The following is a 16,176-nucleotide window of genomic DNA, read 5'->3' on the forward strand; positions in this document are numbered from 1 at the left end:
ACCCGGCTCAGGGCGACCCGGGCTTCACCTCCGCAGTCAGCCACAGGTCGCCCAGCGCCAGCTCCAGCGCCTCGAAGGGCTCGGCCCGCACCCGCTCGTCTCCCGAGTAGGTGCCGAGCTCGACCCACCGCGCCCCGTCCCGTCGGAACACCTCCAGCGTGCGCGCCTTCGGGTCCACCAGCCACACGTGGCCCACACCCTCGCGCGCGTAGATGCGCTTCTTCTTCACCCGGTCCAACGGCGCCGTGGAGGGAGAGAGCACCTCACAGACCCAGTCCGGCGCGAGCGTGAAATACGGCACGTCCGGGATTTCCGGCATCCGCTCCCTTCGCCAGGCCGCCAGGTCGGGCACCAGCACGTCCTTGCGGAAGTGCAGCTCCGGCTCCACGAGGAACCACCACCCACCGGGCCCGCCTCGTCCCCGCTCGAAGGGACCATAGAGCTCGCCATACAAACCCGAGTTGGCCTTCGCATGCGGACTCGCCGGCCGGGGCATCACGATGAGCTCCCCGTCGACTATCTGCCCGACCACATGCTCCGGCAGTGCGAGCAGGTCCTCGTACGTCGCCGGTCGCTTCGGTCCTTCTCCCATCGCCTTGCTCCTCTCACCGCCCGCACCCCACCCCTCCAACATCCGCGCCGCCTCCCCGAAGTGGAACCCCACCCCATACCGCGTGTCCACTCATTCCTACTTCATGGGTCTGACATCTGAACCCCCACCCAAAAGCCCCCATGGACCTCCCATTCCATAGAGGGAAGAATGTCGCCGCCCCATGGTTCCCTCACGCTCTGGCCTGCTCGTCCTGTCGCTCCTGCTCCTGTCCTCCCCTTCGTGGGCGGACAACAACGCCGACGAGGCGGATATCGCCTTCGAGCTGGGCAATGACGCCTACGCCAAGGGGCAGTACACCGAGGCGCTGCGCTCGTACTTCACCAGCTACCGGCTGGTGCCCAACCGCAACGTGCTCTTCAACATCGCCCGCTGCTTCGAGGCGCTGGGCAAGTTCAACGAGGCGTACCGCTACTACAACGACCTGCTCACCGAGGACCTGCCCACCGAGGACGCCTCGGAGGTCTCCCGCTCGCTGGACCGGCTGCGCCCCAAGGTCGCGCTGGTGAAGGTCACCACCGTGCCCAAGGGCGCGGACGTCTACGTGGACCGCATGGACCTGGGCAGCCGGGGCCGCTCGCCGCAGACGCTCGCGCTGTCGCCGGGCCGGCACAAAATCATGGTGAAGAAGGACGGCTACCGTCCCACCGAGGCCACCGTCACCGTGGCGCGCGGCAAGGAGACGGAGCAGACCTTCGACCTGTTCCTCATCACCGGCGGCGTGGAGCTGACCGGCACCCCCGAGGGCGCCGAGGTGCGTGACGCCCCCAACGGCCCCGTCATCACCAAGCTGCCCGGCCGCGCCCGCCTGCCGCCCGGCCAGCGCATCCTCTACGTGCGCGCGCCCGGCTACGCCCCCGGCCAGTACGTGGTGGACGTGCCCGCCGACGGCAGCGTGCCGCTCTCCGTGTCGCTGCGCGTGCAGGACCGCCCCTCGGGCCGGCTCGTCGTCACCGCCAACCGCGACGGCGCCACCGTGCGCGTGGACGGCCAGCCCGCGGGCTTCACGCCCACCGTCGTCACCCTCCCCGAGGGCGAGCACCAGCTGGAGGTCGAGAGCCGCGAGGTGCGCCCCCTGCGCCAGAAGGTGACGGTCATCGCCGACCAGGAGGTGAAGGTCCACGCGGAGCTCAGGTACGCGCCCCCGCCCGTGCGCGCCGCGTCCAAGAGCCTGGTCGCCGTCGACGACGCGCCCGCCTCCACCACGGTGCTCACCCAGGAGGAGCTGCGCGCGTTCGGCTGGCGCACGCTCGCCGAGGCGCTGTCCGGCGTGCGCGGCTTCTTCCTCACCGACGACCGCACGTACACCTATCTGGGCGTGCGCGGCTTCTCGCCCCCGGGCGACCTCAACACGCGCATCAGCATCCTCTGGGACGGCCACCCCATGAACGACGTGTGGGCCGGCCAGGGCTTCGCCGCGCACGACTTCAACGTGGACCTGCTCGAAATCGAGCGCATCGAGGTGGTGCGCGGCCCGGGCAGCTCGCTCTACGGCACCGGCGCCTTCTTCGGCGTCATCAACGTGGTGCCCCGCGAGTCGCTCGGCCAGGACAAGCACCTGGAGGTGACGGGCGCCGTGGGCGCGCTGGGCACCACGCGTGGACACGCCACGGCGGCGTGGGCGAACGGCAACCGCTCCATCCTGGTGAGCGCCGCGGCCCTGACGGCCTCGGGCGCGGACACCACGCGGCTGCTCGCCGACCGGGAGTACCTGGTCACCGGCCTGGACGCGGAGCGAGCCGCCACCGGCTCCATGCGCGCGCGCGTGGGCGACTTCGCCTTCCAGGCCATGCTCAACGTGCGCTCCAAGGAGCTGCCCACCGCCCCCTACGGCACCGTCCCCGGCACGGAGGGCAACCGCGTGAAGGACCTGCGCTTCTTCGCGGAGGGGCGCTACGAGCACGAGTTCTCGGAGAACTTCAGCCTGTCCGCGCGCGGCTCGTTCGACCTGAGCCGCTACGACGGCATCTACGTGTACCAGGAGTCGGCCGGCGGCCCGCGCGAGGAGACCGGCGACGCGGACTGGGTCAACGCGGAGCTGCGCGCGCGGGTGGGGCTGTTCGAGGGCAACCGGCTCACCCTCGGCGTGGAGGCCCAGGGCCAATTGGGCGTGCGGCAGTCGACGAACCCCGGCCCCATCCTCGAGACCAAGACGCGCACCATCCTGTCCGCGTACCTGCTCGACGAGTGGAAGCTGCACCCCCGGCTGAGCCTGTCGGCGGGCCTGCGCCTGGACAAGTACACGGACGTGGACGAGACCCCCATCACGCCTCGCGTGGCGCTCATCGCCCGCCCCTACGACGCGGGCCTCACCAAGCTGGTGGCCGGTAACGCCTTCCGCGCGCCCACCATCTACGAGCTGCACTACGCGGACGGCATCACCCAGGCCGCGCCGGAAGCGCTGGACCCGGAGACCATCACCACCTTCGAGCTGGAGCACGGCCACGATTTGACGGACGAGCTGCGGCTCACCGTGGCCGGCTACCACAACCGCATCTCCAACCTGGTCCGGCTGCAGGAGGAGGCCAACCCCTCCGGCCAGTGCGGCACCAGCACCCAGTGCCTCGTGTTCGGCAACGACAGCGGCACCACGCTGGCGTGGGGCGCGGAGGCGGGCGTGCACTGGCAGCCGGGTCGCTACCTGCTGGTGGACATGAGCTACTCGTACGTGCGGCTGCGCAACGCCTCGGACGAGGTGGCCGCCGCGGCCCCCGCGCACCTGGTCTCCGGTCGCCTGCTGATGCCCATCGGCGGCGGCGACATGCGGCTGGCCACCCAAGCCACCTACCAGAGCGCGCGCCCCACCGGAGAGGGCGGCGCCGACAGCGGCGAGGCGCTGCTCATCAGCTTCGGCCTCTCCGGTGACTATGGCCCGCTGCGCTACTTCGCCGGCGTCCACAACCTGCTCGACACCAGCTATCGGATTCCGGTGTCGGACGAGAATTCCATCGCGCCGGTGCCCCAGTACGGTCGCACCTTCACCCTGCAGCTGACCGGGACGTTCTGATGAGCGCGTCCGGCGCCGCGCCGTCCGGGCTCGCGCTCGACTTCATCCAACCCGGCCACGCGCTGTATGCCGGGGAGCTGGAGCTGCGCTTCCGGGTGCTGCGCGAGCCGCTCGGCTACACGCGCGAGCAGGTGACGTTCCCCTTCGAGGACACAAGCCTCCATCTGGTGGCGCACGCGGGCGGACAGGTGCTCGGCTGTGTCCTCTTCCATCCCGAGGACCCGCGGGGTGGCCGGCTGTTCCAGATGGCCGTGACGCCAGAACTCCAGGGCCGCCAACTGGGCGCCCGACTGGTCCGGACGTTGGAGGCGGAGCTCGTGCGGCGAGGCCTCACCCAGGTCCACCTGCATGCCCGACAGGCGGTCGTCCCCTTCTACGAACGGCTGGGTTATTCCACGTACGCGGAAGCGTTCCTGGAAGTCGGCATTCCACACCGGCACATGCGGAAGTCACTCGGGACGTAGGCGCGGGAGCGGTGCTCACCAGCGGACACCGGCGCATGTCGTCGAGCATCCGGGCGGACCATCGCCGTGTCGCCCCCTGACCTCAACAACCGGGGGATGCTGGTAACCTTTCCAGCGCGGTCAGCGAGCCAGCGACATCGAGGAGAGACGATGAACGGAACGAACGACGGACGCGGCGCGCCCCCTTCCCATCGGGCCGGCCCCTCGGGAGCTCCCAGAGACAGCGAGCTGGAGGACGAGGGCCTCGCCTCCGACGCGGAGGCCGAGCGCGCGCCTCGCCGCCCCATCCAGGTGATGGAGGACAACACGCTGCACACGCGGCTGACGAAGGACCTGGGGGTGCACTACCCCTTCGTCAGCGCGGGCATGGCCTTCGTGGCGCTGCCGCCGCTGGTCATCGCGGTGTCGGAAGCAGGTGGCATCGGCATGCTGGGCTCGGCGCCCGAGCCCGCTCCGTTCCTGCGCGCTCGCATCCAGGCCATCCGCGCCGGCACGCAGCGGCCCTTCGGCGTGGACTTCATCCTGGACCATGCGCGGGCCGGGGACCTCACCACGCGCGAGCACATCGACACGTGCATCAGCGAGCGTGTCCCCGTGGTCGCGTTCCACTGGGCCCTGCCTCCGGCCGCGTGGGTGAAGGACTTGAGGGCCGCGGGCATCCGCGTCTGGGTGCAGGCGGGCTCGGTGGAGTTCGCGAAGGACGCGCTGGCGCTCGGCGTGGACGGGCTCATCGCGCAGGGGCGACAGGCGGCGGGCTACAACCGGGGGACCACGCCCACGTTGAAGCTGGTGCGGGAGCTGCGCGCGTTGACGAGCGAGCTGCCCCTGTTGGCCGCGGGAGGCATCGCGGACGCGCTGAGCGCGGCGCGCGCGATGTATCACGGCGCGGACGGCGTCTGGGTGGGCACGCGCATGGTGGCCTCCGTGGAGGCATACGCGCATCCGGGCTACAAGCAGCGCCTGGTGGACGGGGACGCGCGCGACTCGGACTTCACCACGCTCTTCGGTCCGGAGTGGAGCGGCCCAAGGCAGCGGGTGCTGCGCAACCGCGTGGTGCGCGAGTGGGCGGGCCGGGAGGCGAAGGCGCCGACGCAGACGCAGGACACCATCGGCACGACGCGGCTGTTCCCGGGGCTCGCGGGTGGTGACGCGCTGTACACGATGCCGCGCTTCAGCGCCTTCGTGCCCACGCCCGACACGCAGGGGGATTTGGAGGAGATGGTGCTGCCCGCCAGCGGCTCCAGCATGGCGCGCATCGAGAGCGTGCAGCCCGCCGGGCAGATCGTGGTGGAGATGATGGAGGGGGCGCACCGGCTGCTCGCGAACCCGTACGAGCTGGAGGCGGACACCGACGAGAACGACCGCTCCTGAGGCCGGACGGACGGCGCTCCGCCCGCCTGGTCTCGGGCGGAGGATTCGGGTGATGCGGCCGTGGGAGTTGGAGTAGGAACCCATCGACGACGGGTGGGCTCCATGACGATGACGAAGACGCAGGCGCACTGGCGACGCGTGGCACTCTCGGGATGGCTCGGGCTCGCGCTGTGCGGCGGCGTGGTGGTGGCGCGGGCGGTGACTTCGGAGGTGAGGGCCCCCTCGCGGCGCCTGTCCCCGGAGGAGCGCGAGCTGCTGGGCAGGATGGCCGCGGAGGCCGAGCCCCACTGGCGGCGGCGCTCGATGCACTCGTTCCCCGGCGACCACTGGTCCCAGGATGACGACTTCGGCGCCTCCGAGCGCGGCTGGGTGATGAACGAGGCGCGGCGACGTGACGTGCCGGTCACGGACGTGTTCGACGCCATCGACACGGAGCTGCGCGCCTCGTCGCCCGTGACGGCGCCTCGCAAGGCCACCGCGAGCCCGTGCAAGCCGCGGCCGTTCTACGACTGATGCGCGGCGAGACCTCTCACCTCGCGTGGTCTGCGCGTGCCTCGCGCGACGGCGGCGCTCGCGAGCGGGCGGATGATGCGTGCGCTCCGACGCAAGGGGGCTTCCGGCGCGTGACGTCGCCCGGGGCAACCGGAGCGCTTGGCCTCGCCGGTTGCTCACTGCAACCACGGTGGGCAGCGACAGTCGCTGACCTCCCGATGCCACGGGCGAGCCTCCCACACGAGGCGTCGCCCGGGACGGACGGAGCGCATCGCCCCGCCGACTCCTCACTGGCTCCTCGGTGGGAGCCGCTGGCCGATGCGCTCTCGCCGATGCGCGGGAGCACCTCGCACGTGACGTCGTGTGGAGCCGATGAAGCGCTCCGTCCTATCGCTTCCTCACTGCATTCTGGGTGGGCGGCGACGGCCGATGTTCACTCGCCGATGCGCGGAAGTACCTCGCGCGTGACGCCGCCCGGAGCCGATGAAGCGCTCCGTCCCACCGCTTCCTCACTGAATTCTGGGTGGGAGCCGCTGGCCGATGCTCTCTCGCCGATGCACGGGAGCACCTCACACGTGACGCCGCCCGGAGCCGATGAAGCGCTCCGTCCCACCGCTTCCTCACTGAATTCTGGGTGGGAGCCGCTGGCCGATGCTCTCTCGCCGATGCACGGGAGCACCTCACACGTGACGTCGTACGGAGCCGATGAAGCGCTCTGCCCCACCGCTTCCTCACTGCATTCTGGATGGGCGGCGACGGCCGATGTTCACTCGCCGATGCGCGGAAGTACCTCGCGCGTGACGCCGCCCGGAGCCGATGAAGCGCTCCGCCCCACCGCTTCCTCACTCCATCCTCGACGGATGCGAGCCACCTCTCCCGCTCTCGCGCTCCACGGCGCGCCCCTTCGCGCATGACGACCTCGTCCCACGGATTGCTCCGCGCCGTGCACCGCGCCGCCTCGCTCACCAGCGTGCGCCTGGCCCTCTTCGGCGTCATCGCGCTCATCGCGTGCTGGCGGCCCCTGTCCGTCGCCGGCGGGCTGAACGACTTCCGCGACTCGCATCTGCTCGACTCGTACGAGGACGCGGGCACCCGCAGCGTGACGAACTACGGACAGCTCCCGCTGTGGAACCCCTGGTCCTGCGGCGGCCAGTACGCGCTCGGCAGTCCGCAGACGCGCGTCTTCGCGCCCACCGTGCTCGTGTCCTCGCTCATCGGTCCGCGCCGCGCGGAGCCCGTGCTGCTGTGGATGTTCCTCGTGCTCGGCATGGAGGGCTTCTTCCACTACGCCCGACGACGCGTGGGCTCCGCGGCAGGCGCGCTCGGCGCCGCGCCCCTCTTCGGGTTGATGGGCTTCACCGCGCTGTCCTGGTCCATCGGCTGGCTCAACTTCGCGGGCTTCCTCCTGCTGCCGTGGCTGCTCGTCGGCACCCGCCGCGCCGTCGAGGGCAGACTGTCCGGCGCCGCGCTCGTGGCCGCCGTCTTCTCCCTGCTGCTCGCCTTCGGCGGCACCTACCCGGTGCCCATGGGCGCCCTCTTCGTCGTCCTCGAGACGGGCCGCTCGCTCTACACCCTTCGCGGCACGCCCCGCCGCCTCCAGGCCCTGTGGTCCCTGGGCGCCACCGCGTGCTTCACGCTGGCCGCCTGCGCCTTCCGCCTGTGGCCCATCCTCGAGACGATGCGCTCCTCGCCGCGCGTCATGGCCGGCACGCCGGGCAACGACCTCACGCCCCTCGTGAAGATGCTGCTCGAGCTGCCGGCACGCTCCGGCTACAGCGATACCGGCAACTTCTACTTCGCCCCCGCCGCGCTCGCGCTCGCGCTGCCGGCCCTCGCCTTCGCGTGGCGGCGCGCGCTGTACCCCGCCATCGTCGCCGGCCTCTGCGCGTGGATGGCCGCGGGCTACGCGGCGTCACCGTCCCTGTTCGCGGGCCTGCGCACGCTGCCCATCTTCGAGACGTTCCGCTACCCCGAGCGCTTCCTCGTCCCCACCTGCTTCTTCCTCGCCGAATTGGCCGCGCTGGGCCTCGCCGTCCTGCTGGCGCGCACGTGGCGCTCGCCCGCGCGGTGGACCTGGGCCGCGGCGGCCGCGTGCGCGGTGGCCCTGGCGAGCTGGGGGCTCCAGCTTCGCGCCTTCGACAACCTCTCCCACTGGGCGCAGATGATTCCGCAGCCCGTCGAGAAGGAGCAGCCCTTCGCGCAGGCGCGCGGCAACCGCTGGTCCCAAGGCCACCTGCTCGCGCTCAACCGAGGCTCCATCGCCTGCGGTGAAGCGTGGCCCGTGCCCATGTCCTCCAAGCTGCGCGGCGACCTGAACCAGGAGGAGTACCTGGAGGAGCCCGGCTCCGGCACCGCGCGCCGCGTGGAGTGGACGCCCAACCGCGTCACCGTGGACGTGGAGGCCACGCGGCCCACCGTGCTCCTGGTCAACCAGAACTGGCACCCCGGCTGGAAGTCCTCACAGGGCGAGGTCGTCTCGCGCGACGGGCTGCTCGGCGTGCGCGTGCCCGAGGGTCGCCATCAGGTGGTGCTGAGCTTCCTGCCCCGCTCGGGGCTCGGCGGCACCCTGGTGTCCGTGCTCGCGTGGGTGGGGCTCGGCTTCCTGTTGTGGCGCGAGCGTCGGGGACAGCGGCTGTCCTGGCCCGCGACGGTGGGCGTGGCCCTGGTGCCCCTCGTCGCGTGGGGCGCCGTGGCCACCGCCTGGAGCGAGCCCGTGGCGAAGCCGGACCCGCGCAACCAGGATGGCTCTCCGCTGACGGTGGCGCAGCTGCCCGCGAAGGCCACGCCCATCAACGCGCGCTTCGGTGTGCCCGTGGAGCTGGTGGCCGCGGAGATTCCCGAGGAGCCCGACGCGGAGGGCATCGCGTCCATGGTGCTGAACTGGCGCGTGACGGGGCCGGTGCCGCGCTCGGTGGGCATCTTCGTGCACATCGTCGCGGCGGACGGTCGTCGGCTCGGCGCGGACCACGACGTGGTGGGCGGCACCTGGTTCTTCACCGACGCACCCAGGGACACGCTGCTGCGCGACGCGTTCTCCGTGTCCACGCGCGGCTGGCCCCAGGGCGAGTGGACGGTCATGGTGGGGCTGTGGCACGCGGGCGGCGACCAGTCGCGCGTGCCCCTGCTCGAGGCGCCGGGACGGCCGATGTCCGATGGCCGGGTGGCCGTGGGGACGTTCACCGTTCCACGGAAGGTCCGGGCCAACGAGTCCTCCGTGAACCCATAGTCCGAGTGCCGACAGCCCGCGCGAGACGCGCGGCGCCCGGGGCGTTATGAAGCGCGGCATGCGAATCCTGCACACCATGTTGCGCGTGGGGAACCTGGAGAAGTCGCTCGACTTCTACACCCGGATCATCGGCATGACGCTCTTGCGCCGCCGCGACTACCCCGATGGGAAGTTCACCCTGGCCTTCGTCGGCTTCGGCCCCGAGGACACGCATCCCGCGCTGGAGCTCACCCACAACTGGGGCGTGGAGAAGTACGAGCTGGGCACGGCCTACGGCCACGTGGCCCTGGGCGTGAAGGACATCCGCAAGACGTGCGACGCCATCCGCGAGGCCGGCGGCAAGGTCGTCCGCGAGCCGGGGCCGATGAAGCACGGCACCACCGTCATCGCCTTCGTCGAGGACCCGGACGGCTACCGCGTCGAGCTCATCGAGCAGGGCACCTGAAAGCCCCCGTCCCCACGCGAGGGAGGGCTGACGTGACGTCCCAGCCCCCCGCGCCACGAACCCGTGAAGCCACCCGGGGCCCCCGGAACGAGTCCTGCGTGCGTGGGCCCGGCCCATTAAGCTGCCCCCCGTGAGCCCCACCCCCATCTTCCTCCCCAGCCACGAGCCGCCCGCGCGTCCTCGCGACACCGCGCTGCTCTTCCTCGCGCGCGGCATGGAGCTGCTCATCTCCGAGCGCGATGGCGCCATCGTCCTGCCCACCGGCGCGGCGTTCCCCGACGTCGTCCCGGCGGCGCACTACCTGGGCACGCTGGACGGCGTGGACTGCTACACCGCGCCGCTTCCCCGGGACTTCACGCCGCCCGAGGGCACCACGCTGGTGCCCGCCCGCGCGCTCTACAAGCGGCTGGACGAGGTGCGCTTCGCCATCGCGGGGCGCGCGCTCGCCATCTCCGAGTGGGACGTGCAGCACCGCTTCTGCGGACGCTGCGGCCAGCCCACGCAGCTCGTCTCCGGGGAGCGCGCCCGCAGGTGCCCGGTGGACAACACTCCGTTCTATCCGCGCATCTCCCCCGCGATGATTGTCCTCGTCACCCGGGGCGACACGATGCTGCTCGCGCGCAACTCCACCCTGCCGGAGCCCATGTTCAGCACGCTCGCGGGCTTCGTGGACGCCGGTGAGTCGCTGGAGGAGTGCGTCGCGCGCGAGGTGAAGGAGGAGGTCGGCATCGAGGTGAAGAACATCCGCTACTTCGGCTCGCAGCCCTGGCCCTTCGGGCGCTCGCTGATGGTGGGCTTCACCGCCGAGTACGCGGGCGGCGACATCCAGGTCGACGGCAAGGAGATCGCCGAGGCCCACTGGTTCCACCCCGACCACCTGCCCCGCGTCCCGCCGCGCCTGAGCATCGCCCGACACCTCATCGACGCCTTCGTCGAGCGCGTGAAGGCCAGCCCTCCCACCGGGCGGTGAGCCCGCGAGTGCCAACAAGCGGGCGCCACGGGCATTCGGTACAGTGCCCGCCAGCTCTCGCAGGAGGGACCCGGATGAAGCGCTTCGCGCTGCGCGACCGAACCGACCGCCTGGACGCGGTGACGCAGTACGAGGACATCGTCCGCATCCTCGCCACCCAGGAGTTCCCCTGGGACATCACCCAGGCGCTCAGCTTCGCGCTGTTCCGCACCTACGCGGTGCCGAGCATCGGCGTGCTGCTGCACGACACCGGCGAGTTCACCGCGCGCCCCCAGAAGCGCTACGACGACACCGTGCTCATCCTCGACGCCATCCTCGAGCACGGCATGGCCAGCACCGCGGGGCGCACGGCCCTGCGCCGGATGAACCAGATGCACGGCGCCTATGACATCTCCAACGATGACATGCGCTACGTGCTGTCCACCTTCGTCGTCACGCCCGTGCGCTGGCTCGCGGAGTTCGGCTGGAGGGCGCTGACGCCCCACGAGGTGACGGCGTGGACGCACTACTACCGCGCCATGGGTCGCCACATGGGCATCCAGGACATCCCCGGGACGTACGAGGACTTCGTCACCCTCCTGGACGACTACGAGGCGAAGCACTTCGCCTTCGACTCGCGCAGCCGCGCCGTCGCCGACGCCACGCTGGAGCTGCTCACCACCTTCCCTCCGTCGAACCTCGCGCCCAAGCCGCTCGTCACGCTGTTCGCGCGCACGCTCATGGAGGATGCGCTGCTGGACGCCTTCCACTACCCGCGCCCGTCCTCGCTCAGCCGGAAGGTGTTCCGCTCCGCGCTGTGGCTGCGCGGCCGGTTCGTGCGCTACGCGCTGTCGCCTCGCGAGACGCCGCTGTTCGGGCGCGAGGGCTCCAACCTGCGCACCTACCCCCAGGGCTTCGACGTCGAGAAGCTGGGCACCTTCCCCAAGGGCTGCCCCGTGCATCACCACCGCACGGCCGCCGCCCCCACCGCGGAGCCCGAGGCCGCTCCGCCCCGTCAGGGCACCGCCGGCACCTGAAGGCCTGGGCGCACCCGGGCGTCCGGACAGCCGCAAGTCCTCCAGATTGCTCGGGGTTCCCGCCCCCTGGCGCCCTGGGGCCGGGCGGGGAATCCGGTGGCGCGGCCGGGGCGTTGGCTCGGGATTGGGGGAGCGGCTTGACCTCGTGGGCTGACTGGGGTTGAAGCGCCGCTCCCTCCCGTCTCACGAAGAAGCCATGCCCGCCGCGCGTCCGCACATCGAGCCCCGTCTGGTCCCCACCGCCGACTCCGTGGTGGTGAAGGAGATCTACCTCTCCCTCCAGGGCGAGTCCTCGCACGCGGGCCTGCTGTGCGCCTTCGTCCGCCTCACCGGCTGCCACCTGCGCTGCACGTACTGCGACAGCGAGTTCGCCTTCCACGGCGGCACGCGCATGAAGAACGCGGACGTGGTGGAGCAGGTGAAGGCCCTGCGCACGCCGCGCGTGGAGGTGACGGGCGGCGAGCCGCTCTTGCAGCCCGGCGTGTATCCGCTGATGCAGTCGATGCTCGACGCGGGGCTCATCGTGCTGCTGGAGACCAGCGGCGCCATCGACGTGCGCCTGGTCCCTCCGGCGGTGCACAAAATCGTCGACATGAAGACGCCATCCTCGGGCGAGTGCGCGCGCAACGACTTGCGCAACTTCTCGTCGATGAACGCCAACGACGAGGTGAAGTTCGTCATCGGCTCGCGCGAGGACTACGAGTGGTCCAAGGCGCTCATCGCCGAGCACCGCCTCACCGAGAAGCCCTTCTCGCTGCTGTTCTCCACCGTGTTCGGCAAGCTGCACCCGCGCGAGCTGGCGGAGTGGACCATCGAGGACCGGCTCTCCGTCCGCTTCCAGCTCCAGATGCACAAGTACATGTGGGACCCGAACGAGCGCGGCGTCTGACGACGGGCCTCACCTGTCGATGGCGAGGAACAGGAACATCGCCACCCAGACGAGCACCAGCAGGAGCGTCAGCCCCCCCAGCACCCAGCCGACGCGCGCGGGCCACTTCCCCCGGACGGGGCTTTCGGCCCTGCGGATGCGCCCGGTCTCACGCAGCCCCAGCACCAGGGCGCCCGCGCCCGCCACCAGCGGCGGCAGGGGAATCCCCAGCGAGCACGGCAGGAGCAACAGCCCCGCCACGCCCAACCCCAGCGCACCCCAGGCCACGCGCGACGCGGGCCCGTCCATGCGCAGCCGCGCCCGGCACGGCTCGCACACGGAGCCCTCCGGGACCAGCTCCACGCACTCGGCACACAGGAAGGTGCCGCAGCGCGCGCAGGTGGCGACCGCGGGCTCTTCCGGATGAAGGCCGCAGCGCGCCACGGCGGAGCGTCAGAAGCCCGGCGGCGGGAAGCGGATGGGCGGCGGCGCGAGCGCATGCGCGCCCAGCCCCAGGAACACCGCCGCCAGCGCCGCACACGACACGAAGCCGGCGACGATGAAGCCCTTGTGGCGGTGCTCGAACTGGCTGAACGCGTAGAAGAACACGTAGCAGGGGATGAGCAGCACCATCACCCCCGTGCCCACGCTGCGACGGAAGGCGTGGACGAGGAGGAAGGCGGCGCACACCAGCGCGACGAGACTGAACAGGAGGGCGAGCGGGAGCAGCGGCACGCCCCTCCCTTAACACGTTCCCCCCTGGCCCGCGCGCCGTGCACATACTAAGCACGGCCCGCCGTCCTCCTTCCGAGGTGCTTGCCCATGAACGCCGCCAAGACGCTGCTCAACTTCGTCCTGCTGGGAACGCTGCTGGGCGTCCTCGTGGCGTCCTGGGTGGGCCCCAACTACCTGGGCTGGTACAACGAGACGCCGCTGGCCAGCCAGACGATGTGCAACCTGCCCGAGGTGATTCGCAACGTCACCACGGACCTCATCCACTACCAGACCATCGGCGCCGGCGTGGGCGCCTTCATCTTCCTGGTGCTGGGCGTGCTCTTCGTCATGCGCGCCAACCGCAAGGCCCGGGACACGGGCGCTCCGCCCCCGGCCGCCCCCCAGACGGCCCCCTGAAGCACTACGGCACCCGCACCAGCACCGACGGCGCCGTGCCGAGCAAGCCGCCGCCCTCGTTGTCCACCACGTTGACCTGCAGCAGGAAGTGCTTGGGCCCATCCACGTCCGGCGCCGTCCACGTGGGGGCGCGCGCGTGAGGGTCACTGAACCGGCCCGCGGGCTCCGCGGGCGACTGCGTCCAGTAGTACTCCATGCCGTCCCCGTCCGGGTCCTTCACCTCGAACAGCATCTGCACCACCTCGCCCGGCGCCACCGTCTTCGGGCTGGGGATGGGCCCGGCGGTGACCTCGGGGGAGTGGTTCACCACCATCCCGCAACCGGTACCCAGGGCGGAGATGACCAACGCGAGGAAGACTCCCGAACGAGACCGAAGCATGACCGACCCCTGCTGTGAGGAATGACTGCACGGTAACGCGTGGGCCGGGTTTCGTGTATCGGCATCCGGAACGGAAAAGACCCGGATTCCGGGATGAAAACACATGCGCGGAGAAAGGCTCACCGAGCAACAGACATCCCCGCTCCGAGGTATGACGTCGAGCCGCCGCCTTCAGCGCGGGCGGCGCCTTGCGGGTGGACGGGCCGCCTCCACCATCAGCAGCTTGTCGCCCCGGGACAGGCGCTTGATGGCGGCCTCCCGCCGCAGGGCCGCGCTCCGGTCCTCGGCCGCCTCGCTCCAGACGAGCGTCACCGGCAGCCGCGCCCGCGTGTAGGCCGCGCCCCGCCCCCGACCATGGGTGGCCACCCGGCGCTCCAGGTTGTTGGTGGCGCCGGTGTAGAGCGAGCCATCACGGCAGCGCAGCATGTAGACAGTCCAGCGGGGGGCGTCGTCCGGCACGGGGGGCGCCACTGTAGCGCCACGCCGCGCCCGGCGCGCCCCCGGACGTCAGGTGGGCAGGCGCCCCTTGCCCCCACGCCGCAGGGTCAGCTTCGGCAACCTCAGCCGGAAGCGCTGCCGCTCCGGAGGAGGCTCGCCCACCCTCGCCATGACCGCCGACACCGGGGCCAGCGGATCTCCCCGCCACGCCGCCAGGATGTGCTGCTCGCTCACCAACCCCATCAGCCCGCCCCCCTCCCCCACCACGCCCAACAGCTGTACCTGGTGCCGCTCCATCACCCTCAGGGCACGCAGGAGGGTGTCTGTGGGAAAAACGGTGGCGATGAAGGATGACAATGCTTCCTTGATTGCCCGGTTTTGCCGCATCCAGTTTCCTCCGAACGGATATGCCTACATCTCCTTGCAACCCCCCTGCCGACAGGGGTGACTGCCCAGGATTGGACACGGCAACGAGCCCTGGACCGGCGTAGAGTAGGGGTGTGACACGTAGACAGGCGGCGCGGCTGGGGCGGATGGCGGACCTCTTCTCGCGGACGATGACGCGCGGAAAAGAGGGGCTGCTGACGCTGACGTTCCGCCCGGACGAGCTTTATCGGGTGCCCACGGACGACGGCGCGGCCATCTCGTTGGGGCGCTATCACGCCCGAGGGGAGCGCCGGCACGCCGAGCCCGTCATCCTCTGCCACGGGCTGGGCGCCAACCGCTTCCACCTGGACTTCGACGAGCAGTACAGCCTGGCCCGCTACCTGGCCCGCTCGGGGTTCGAGACGTGGGTGATGGAGCTGCGCGGCCGGGGGCTGGCGGGCGACTGCTCGGACTTCACGTTCGATGATCAGGCCGAGCACGACGTGCGCACCGCGCTGCGCACCGTGGTCTCCACCGGTTCCAAGGAAGTACTCTGGGTGGGGCATTCCAAGGGCGGGCTGATGCTCTACGCCCACCTGGCGCGAAATCCGCAAGCGCCGGTGCGCGCGGCGGCCATCCTCGGCAGCCCCTTCACCTTCGCGGTGCAGCCGGGGCTGCGCACCTTCATCCAGAAGGTGGAGCCGCTCCTGCGGCTGAAGGTCATCCCCACCGGCCGCGTCACCAGCATCGCGCTGCTCGGCGCGCCGCCGGGCCCGCTGAGCCGGTACATGATGCTGGCGGAGAACATGGAGCCGGACGTGGTGCGGCGCGCGCTGGCCAACGTGCCCGCGAACATCTCCGGCGGCGTGGGGCGCCAGTTCGCCCGGTGGATTTCGACCAACCGCTTCACCACCTACGACGGCGGCTTCGACTACCGCGAGGCTTTGTCGAACGTGCGCATCCCCTTCCTGCTGCTTGCGGGGAGCAAGGACCTGCTCGCCCCGCCCATGTCGGTGGCGCGGGCGAAGGAGGCCCTGGGCGGCCCGGTGAAGTTCCTCGTCGCCGGGCGGGGGCACGGCTTCGGCGCGGACTACGGGCACGCGGACCTGGTGCTGGGCCGCCGCGCCCCGGATGAAATCTTCCCCCTGGTGGAGGCGTTCCTCTCCGCGCACGCCACCCGGCCGTGAGCCGGCCGACGTGAGGGCCTGGGCCCGGGTTGTCCCCTCCTCGGCCGCGTGCTACCCCGCTGAGCCTCTCCCCCATGAGTCTGTTCCCCCGCCTCCCACGCCCCGCCCCGCTGGCCGCCGCCCCTGGTGGACACGTGCCAGCCGAGCGCGCCCGGGACGGCGGGCGGCGCGACGACGGGGCGTCCGACAGGGCGCACAGCCCATGA

The 16,176-nt window shown here is 71.2% G+C and carries 17 protein-coding genes; 11 read left to right on the forward strand and 6 right to left on the reverse strand.

All coding sequences use genetic code 11. From position 1 onward, the window contains the following. Positions 1 to 7 precede the first annotated feature (7 nt). On the reverse strand, positions 8 to 592 hold the full coding sequence (locus VZQ01_RS16750) for a Uma2 family endonuclease (RefSeq protein ID WP_141333526.1): 585 nt from the start codon (positions 590 to 592) through the stop codon (positions 8 to 10). Between the two features lie 181 nt (positions 593 to 773). Between VZQ01_RS16750 and VZQ01_RS16755 the strand changes: the two genes are divergently transcribed. The 9 genes from VZQ01_RS16755 to VZQ01_RS16795 all read left to right on the forward strand — a co-directional run bounded on the left by VZQ01_RS16755 (position 774) and on the right by VZQ01_RS16795 (position 12,490). Continuing rightward, positions 774 to 3,617, forward strand: coding sequence for a TonB-dependent receptor domain-containing protein (locus tag VZQ01_RS16755; RefSeq protein ID WP_223782283.1), 2,844 nt, complete (start codon positions 774 to 776; stop codon positions 3,615 to 3,617). Beyond that, positions 3,617 to 4,081 (forward strand): GNAT family N-acetyltransferase, encoded by a 465-nt coding sequence (locus VZQ01_RS16760; protein WP_426748355.1) that lies wholly within the window; start codon positions 3,617 to 3,619, stop codon positions 4,079 to 4,081. The genes VZQ01_RS16755 and VZQ01_RS16760 overlap by 1 nt, the downstream gene beginning before the upstream one ends. A gap of 150 nt (positions 4,082 to 4,231) precedes the next feature. After that, entirely contained in the window at positions 4,232 to 5,452 is a 1,221-nt protein-coding gene (locus VZQ01_RS16765; RefSeq protein ID WP_223749798.1) for an NAD(P)H-dependent flavin oxidoreductase, read from the forward strand. A 102-nt stretch (positions 5,453 to 5,554) separates the two neighbouring features. Next, entirely contained in the window at positions 5,555 to 5,965 is a 411-nt protein-coding gene (locus tag VZQ01_RS16770) for a hypothetical protein (RefSeq protein ID WP_408888318.1), read from the forward strand. Between the two features lie 889 nt (positions 5,966 to 6,854). Next, positions 6,855 to 9,170, forward strand: coding sequence for a hypothetical protein (locus VZQ01_RS16775; protein WP_426748357.1), 2,316 nt, complete (start codon positions 6,855 to 6,857; stop codon positions 9,168 to 9,170). A gap of 58 nt (positions 9,171 to 9,228) precedes the next feature. After that, positions 9,229 to 9,615, forward strand: a complete 387-nt coding sequence (gene gloA / locus VZQ01_RS16780; RefSeq protein ID WP_223749795.1) for a lactoylglutathione lyase — start codon at positions 9,229 to 9,231, stop codon at positions 9,613 to 9,615. Between the two features lie 130 nt (positions 9,616 to 9,745). After that, a complete protein-coding gene (gene nudC / locus VZQ01_RS16785; RefSeq protein WP_408888321.1) occupies positions 9,746 to 10,585 on the forward strand; it encodes an NAD(+) diphosphatase in 840 nt (279 codons plus the stop codon). 74 nt (positions 10,586 to 10,659) lie between these two features. After that, entirely contained in the window at positions 10,660 to 11,601 is a 942-nt protein-coding gene (locus VZQ01_RS16790) for an oxygenase MpaB family protein (protein ID WP_408888322.1), read from the forward strand. Positions 11,602 to 11,797: 196 nt separating this feature from the next. Further along, positions 11,798 to 12,490, forward strand: coding sequence for a radical SAM protein (locus VZQ01_RS16795; protein ID WP_267698347.1), 693 nt, complete (start codon positions 11,798 to 11,800; stop codon positions 12,488 to 12,490). 9 nt (positions 12,491 to 12,499) lie between these two features. Here VZQ01_RS16795 and VZQ01_RS16800 read toward each other — a convergent pair whose 3' ends face one another. Both VZQ01_RS16800 and VZQ01_RS16805 read right to left on the reverse strand, forming a co-directional pair. Beyond that, on the reverse strand, positions 12,500 to 12,913 hold the full coding sequence (locus VZQ01_RS16800) for a B-box zinc finger protein (RefSeq protein ID WP_426748358.1): 414 nt from the start codon (positions 12,911 to 12,913) through the stop codon (positions 12,500 to 12,502). 9 nt (positions 12,914 to 12,922) lie between these two features. Further along, entirely contained in the window at positions 12,923 to 13,204 is a 282-nt protein-coding gene (locus tag VZQ01_RS16805; protein ID WP_046710668.1) for a hypothetical protein, read from the reverse strand. 87 nt (positions 13,205 to 13,291) lie between these two features. Here VZQ01_RS16805 and VZQ01_RS16810 point away from each other — a divergent pair, with 87 nt between their 5' ends. After that, complete coding sequence (locus VZQ01_RS16810) at positions 13,292 to 13,600, forward strand: hypothetical protein (RefSeq protein ID WP_223749791.1); 309 nt, start codon at positions 13,292 to 13,294, stop codon at positions 13,598 to 13,600. A gap of 4 nt (positions 13,601 to 13,604) precedes the next feature. Here the strand turns inward: VZQ01_RS16810 and VZQ01_RS16815 are convergent, their stop codons facing one another. The 3 genes from VZQ01_RS16815 to VZQ01_RS16825 all read right to left on the reverse strand — a co-directional run bounded on the left by VZQ01_RS16815 (position 13,605) and on the right by VZQ01_RS16825 (position 14,714). Continuing rightward, complete coding sequence (locus VZQ01_RS16815; RefSeq protein ID WP_141333091.1) at positions 13,605 to 13,979, reverse strand: hypothetical protein; 375 nt, start codon at positions 13,977 to 13,979, stop codon at positions 13,605 to 13,607. Between the two features lie 171 nt (positions 13,980 to 14,150). Further along, a complete protein-coding gene (locus VZQ01_RS16820; protein ID WP_141333092.1) occupies positions 14,151 to 14,405 on the reverse strand; it encodes a GIY-YIG nuclease family protein in 255 nt (84 codons plus the stop codon). Positions 14,406 to 14,486: 81 nt separating this feature from the next. Then, positions 14,487 to 14,714 (reverse strand): hypothetical protein, encoded by a 228-nt coding sequence (locus VZQ01_RS16825; protein WP_370640400.1) that lies wholly within the window; start codon positions 14,712 to 14,714, stop codon positions 14,487 to 14,489. Positions 14,715 to 14,950: 236 nt separating this feature from the next. Between VZQ01_RS16825 and VZQ01_RS16830 the strand changes: the two genes are divergently transcribed. Further along, positions 14,951 to 15,970 carry an alpha/beta fold hydrolase gene (locus tag VZQ01_RS16830; RefSeq protein WP_223749885.1) on the forward strand — a complete coding sequence of 340 codons (1,020 nt, stop codon included), beginning with the start codon at positions 14,951 to 14,953 and terminating at the stop codon, positions 15,968 to 15,970. Positions 15,971 to 16,176 lie beyond the last annotated feature (206 nt).

The sequence above is a fragment of the Myxococcus faecalis genome (assembly GCF_050039385.1).
GTDB classification, from domain to species: Bacteria; Myxococcota; Myxococcia; order Myxococcales; family Myxococcaceae; genus Myxococcus; species Myxococcus fulvus.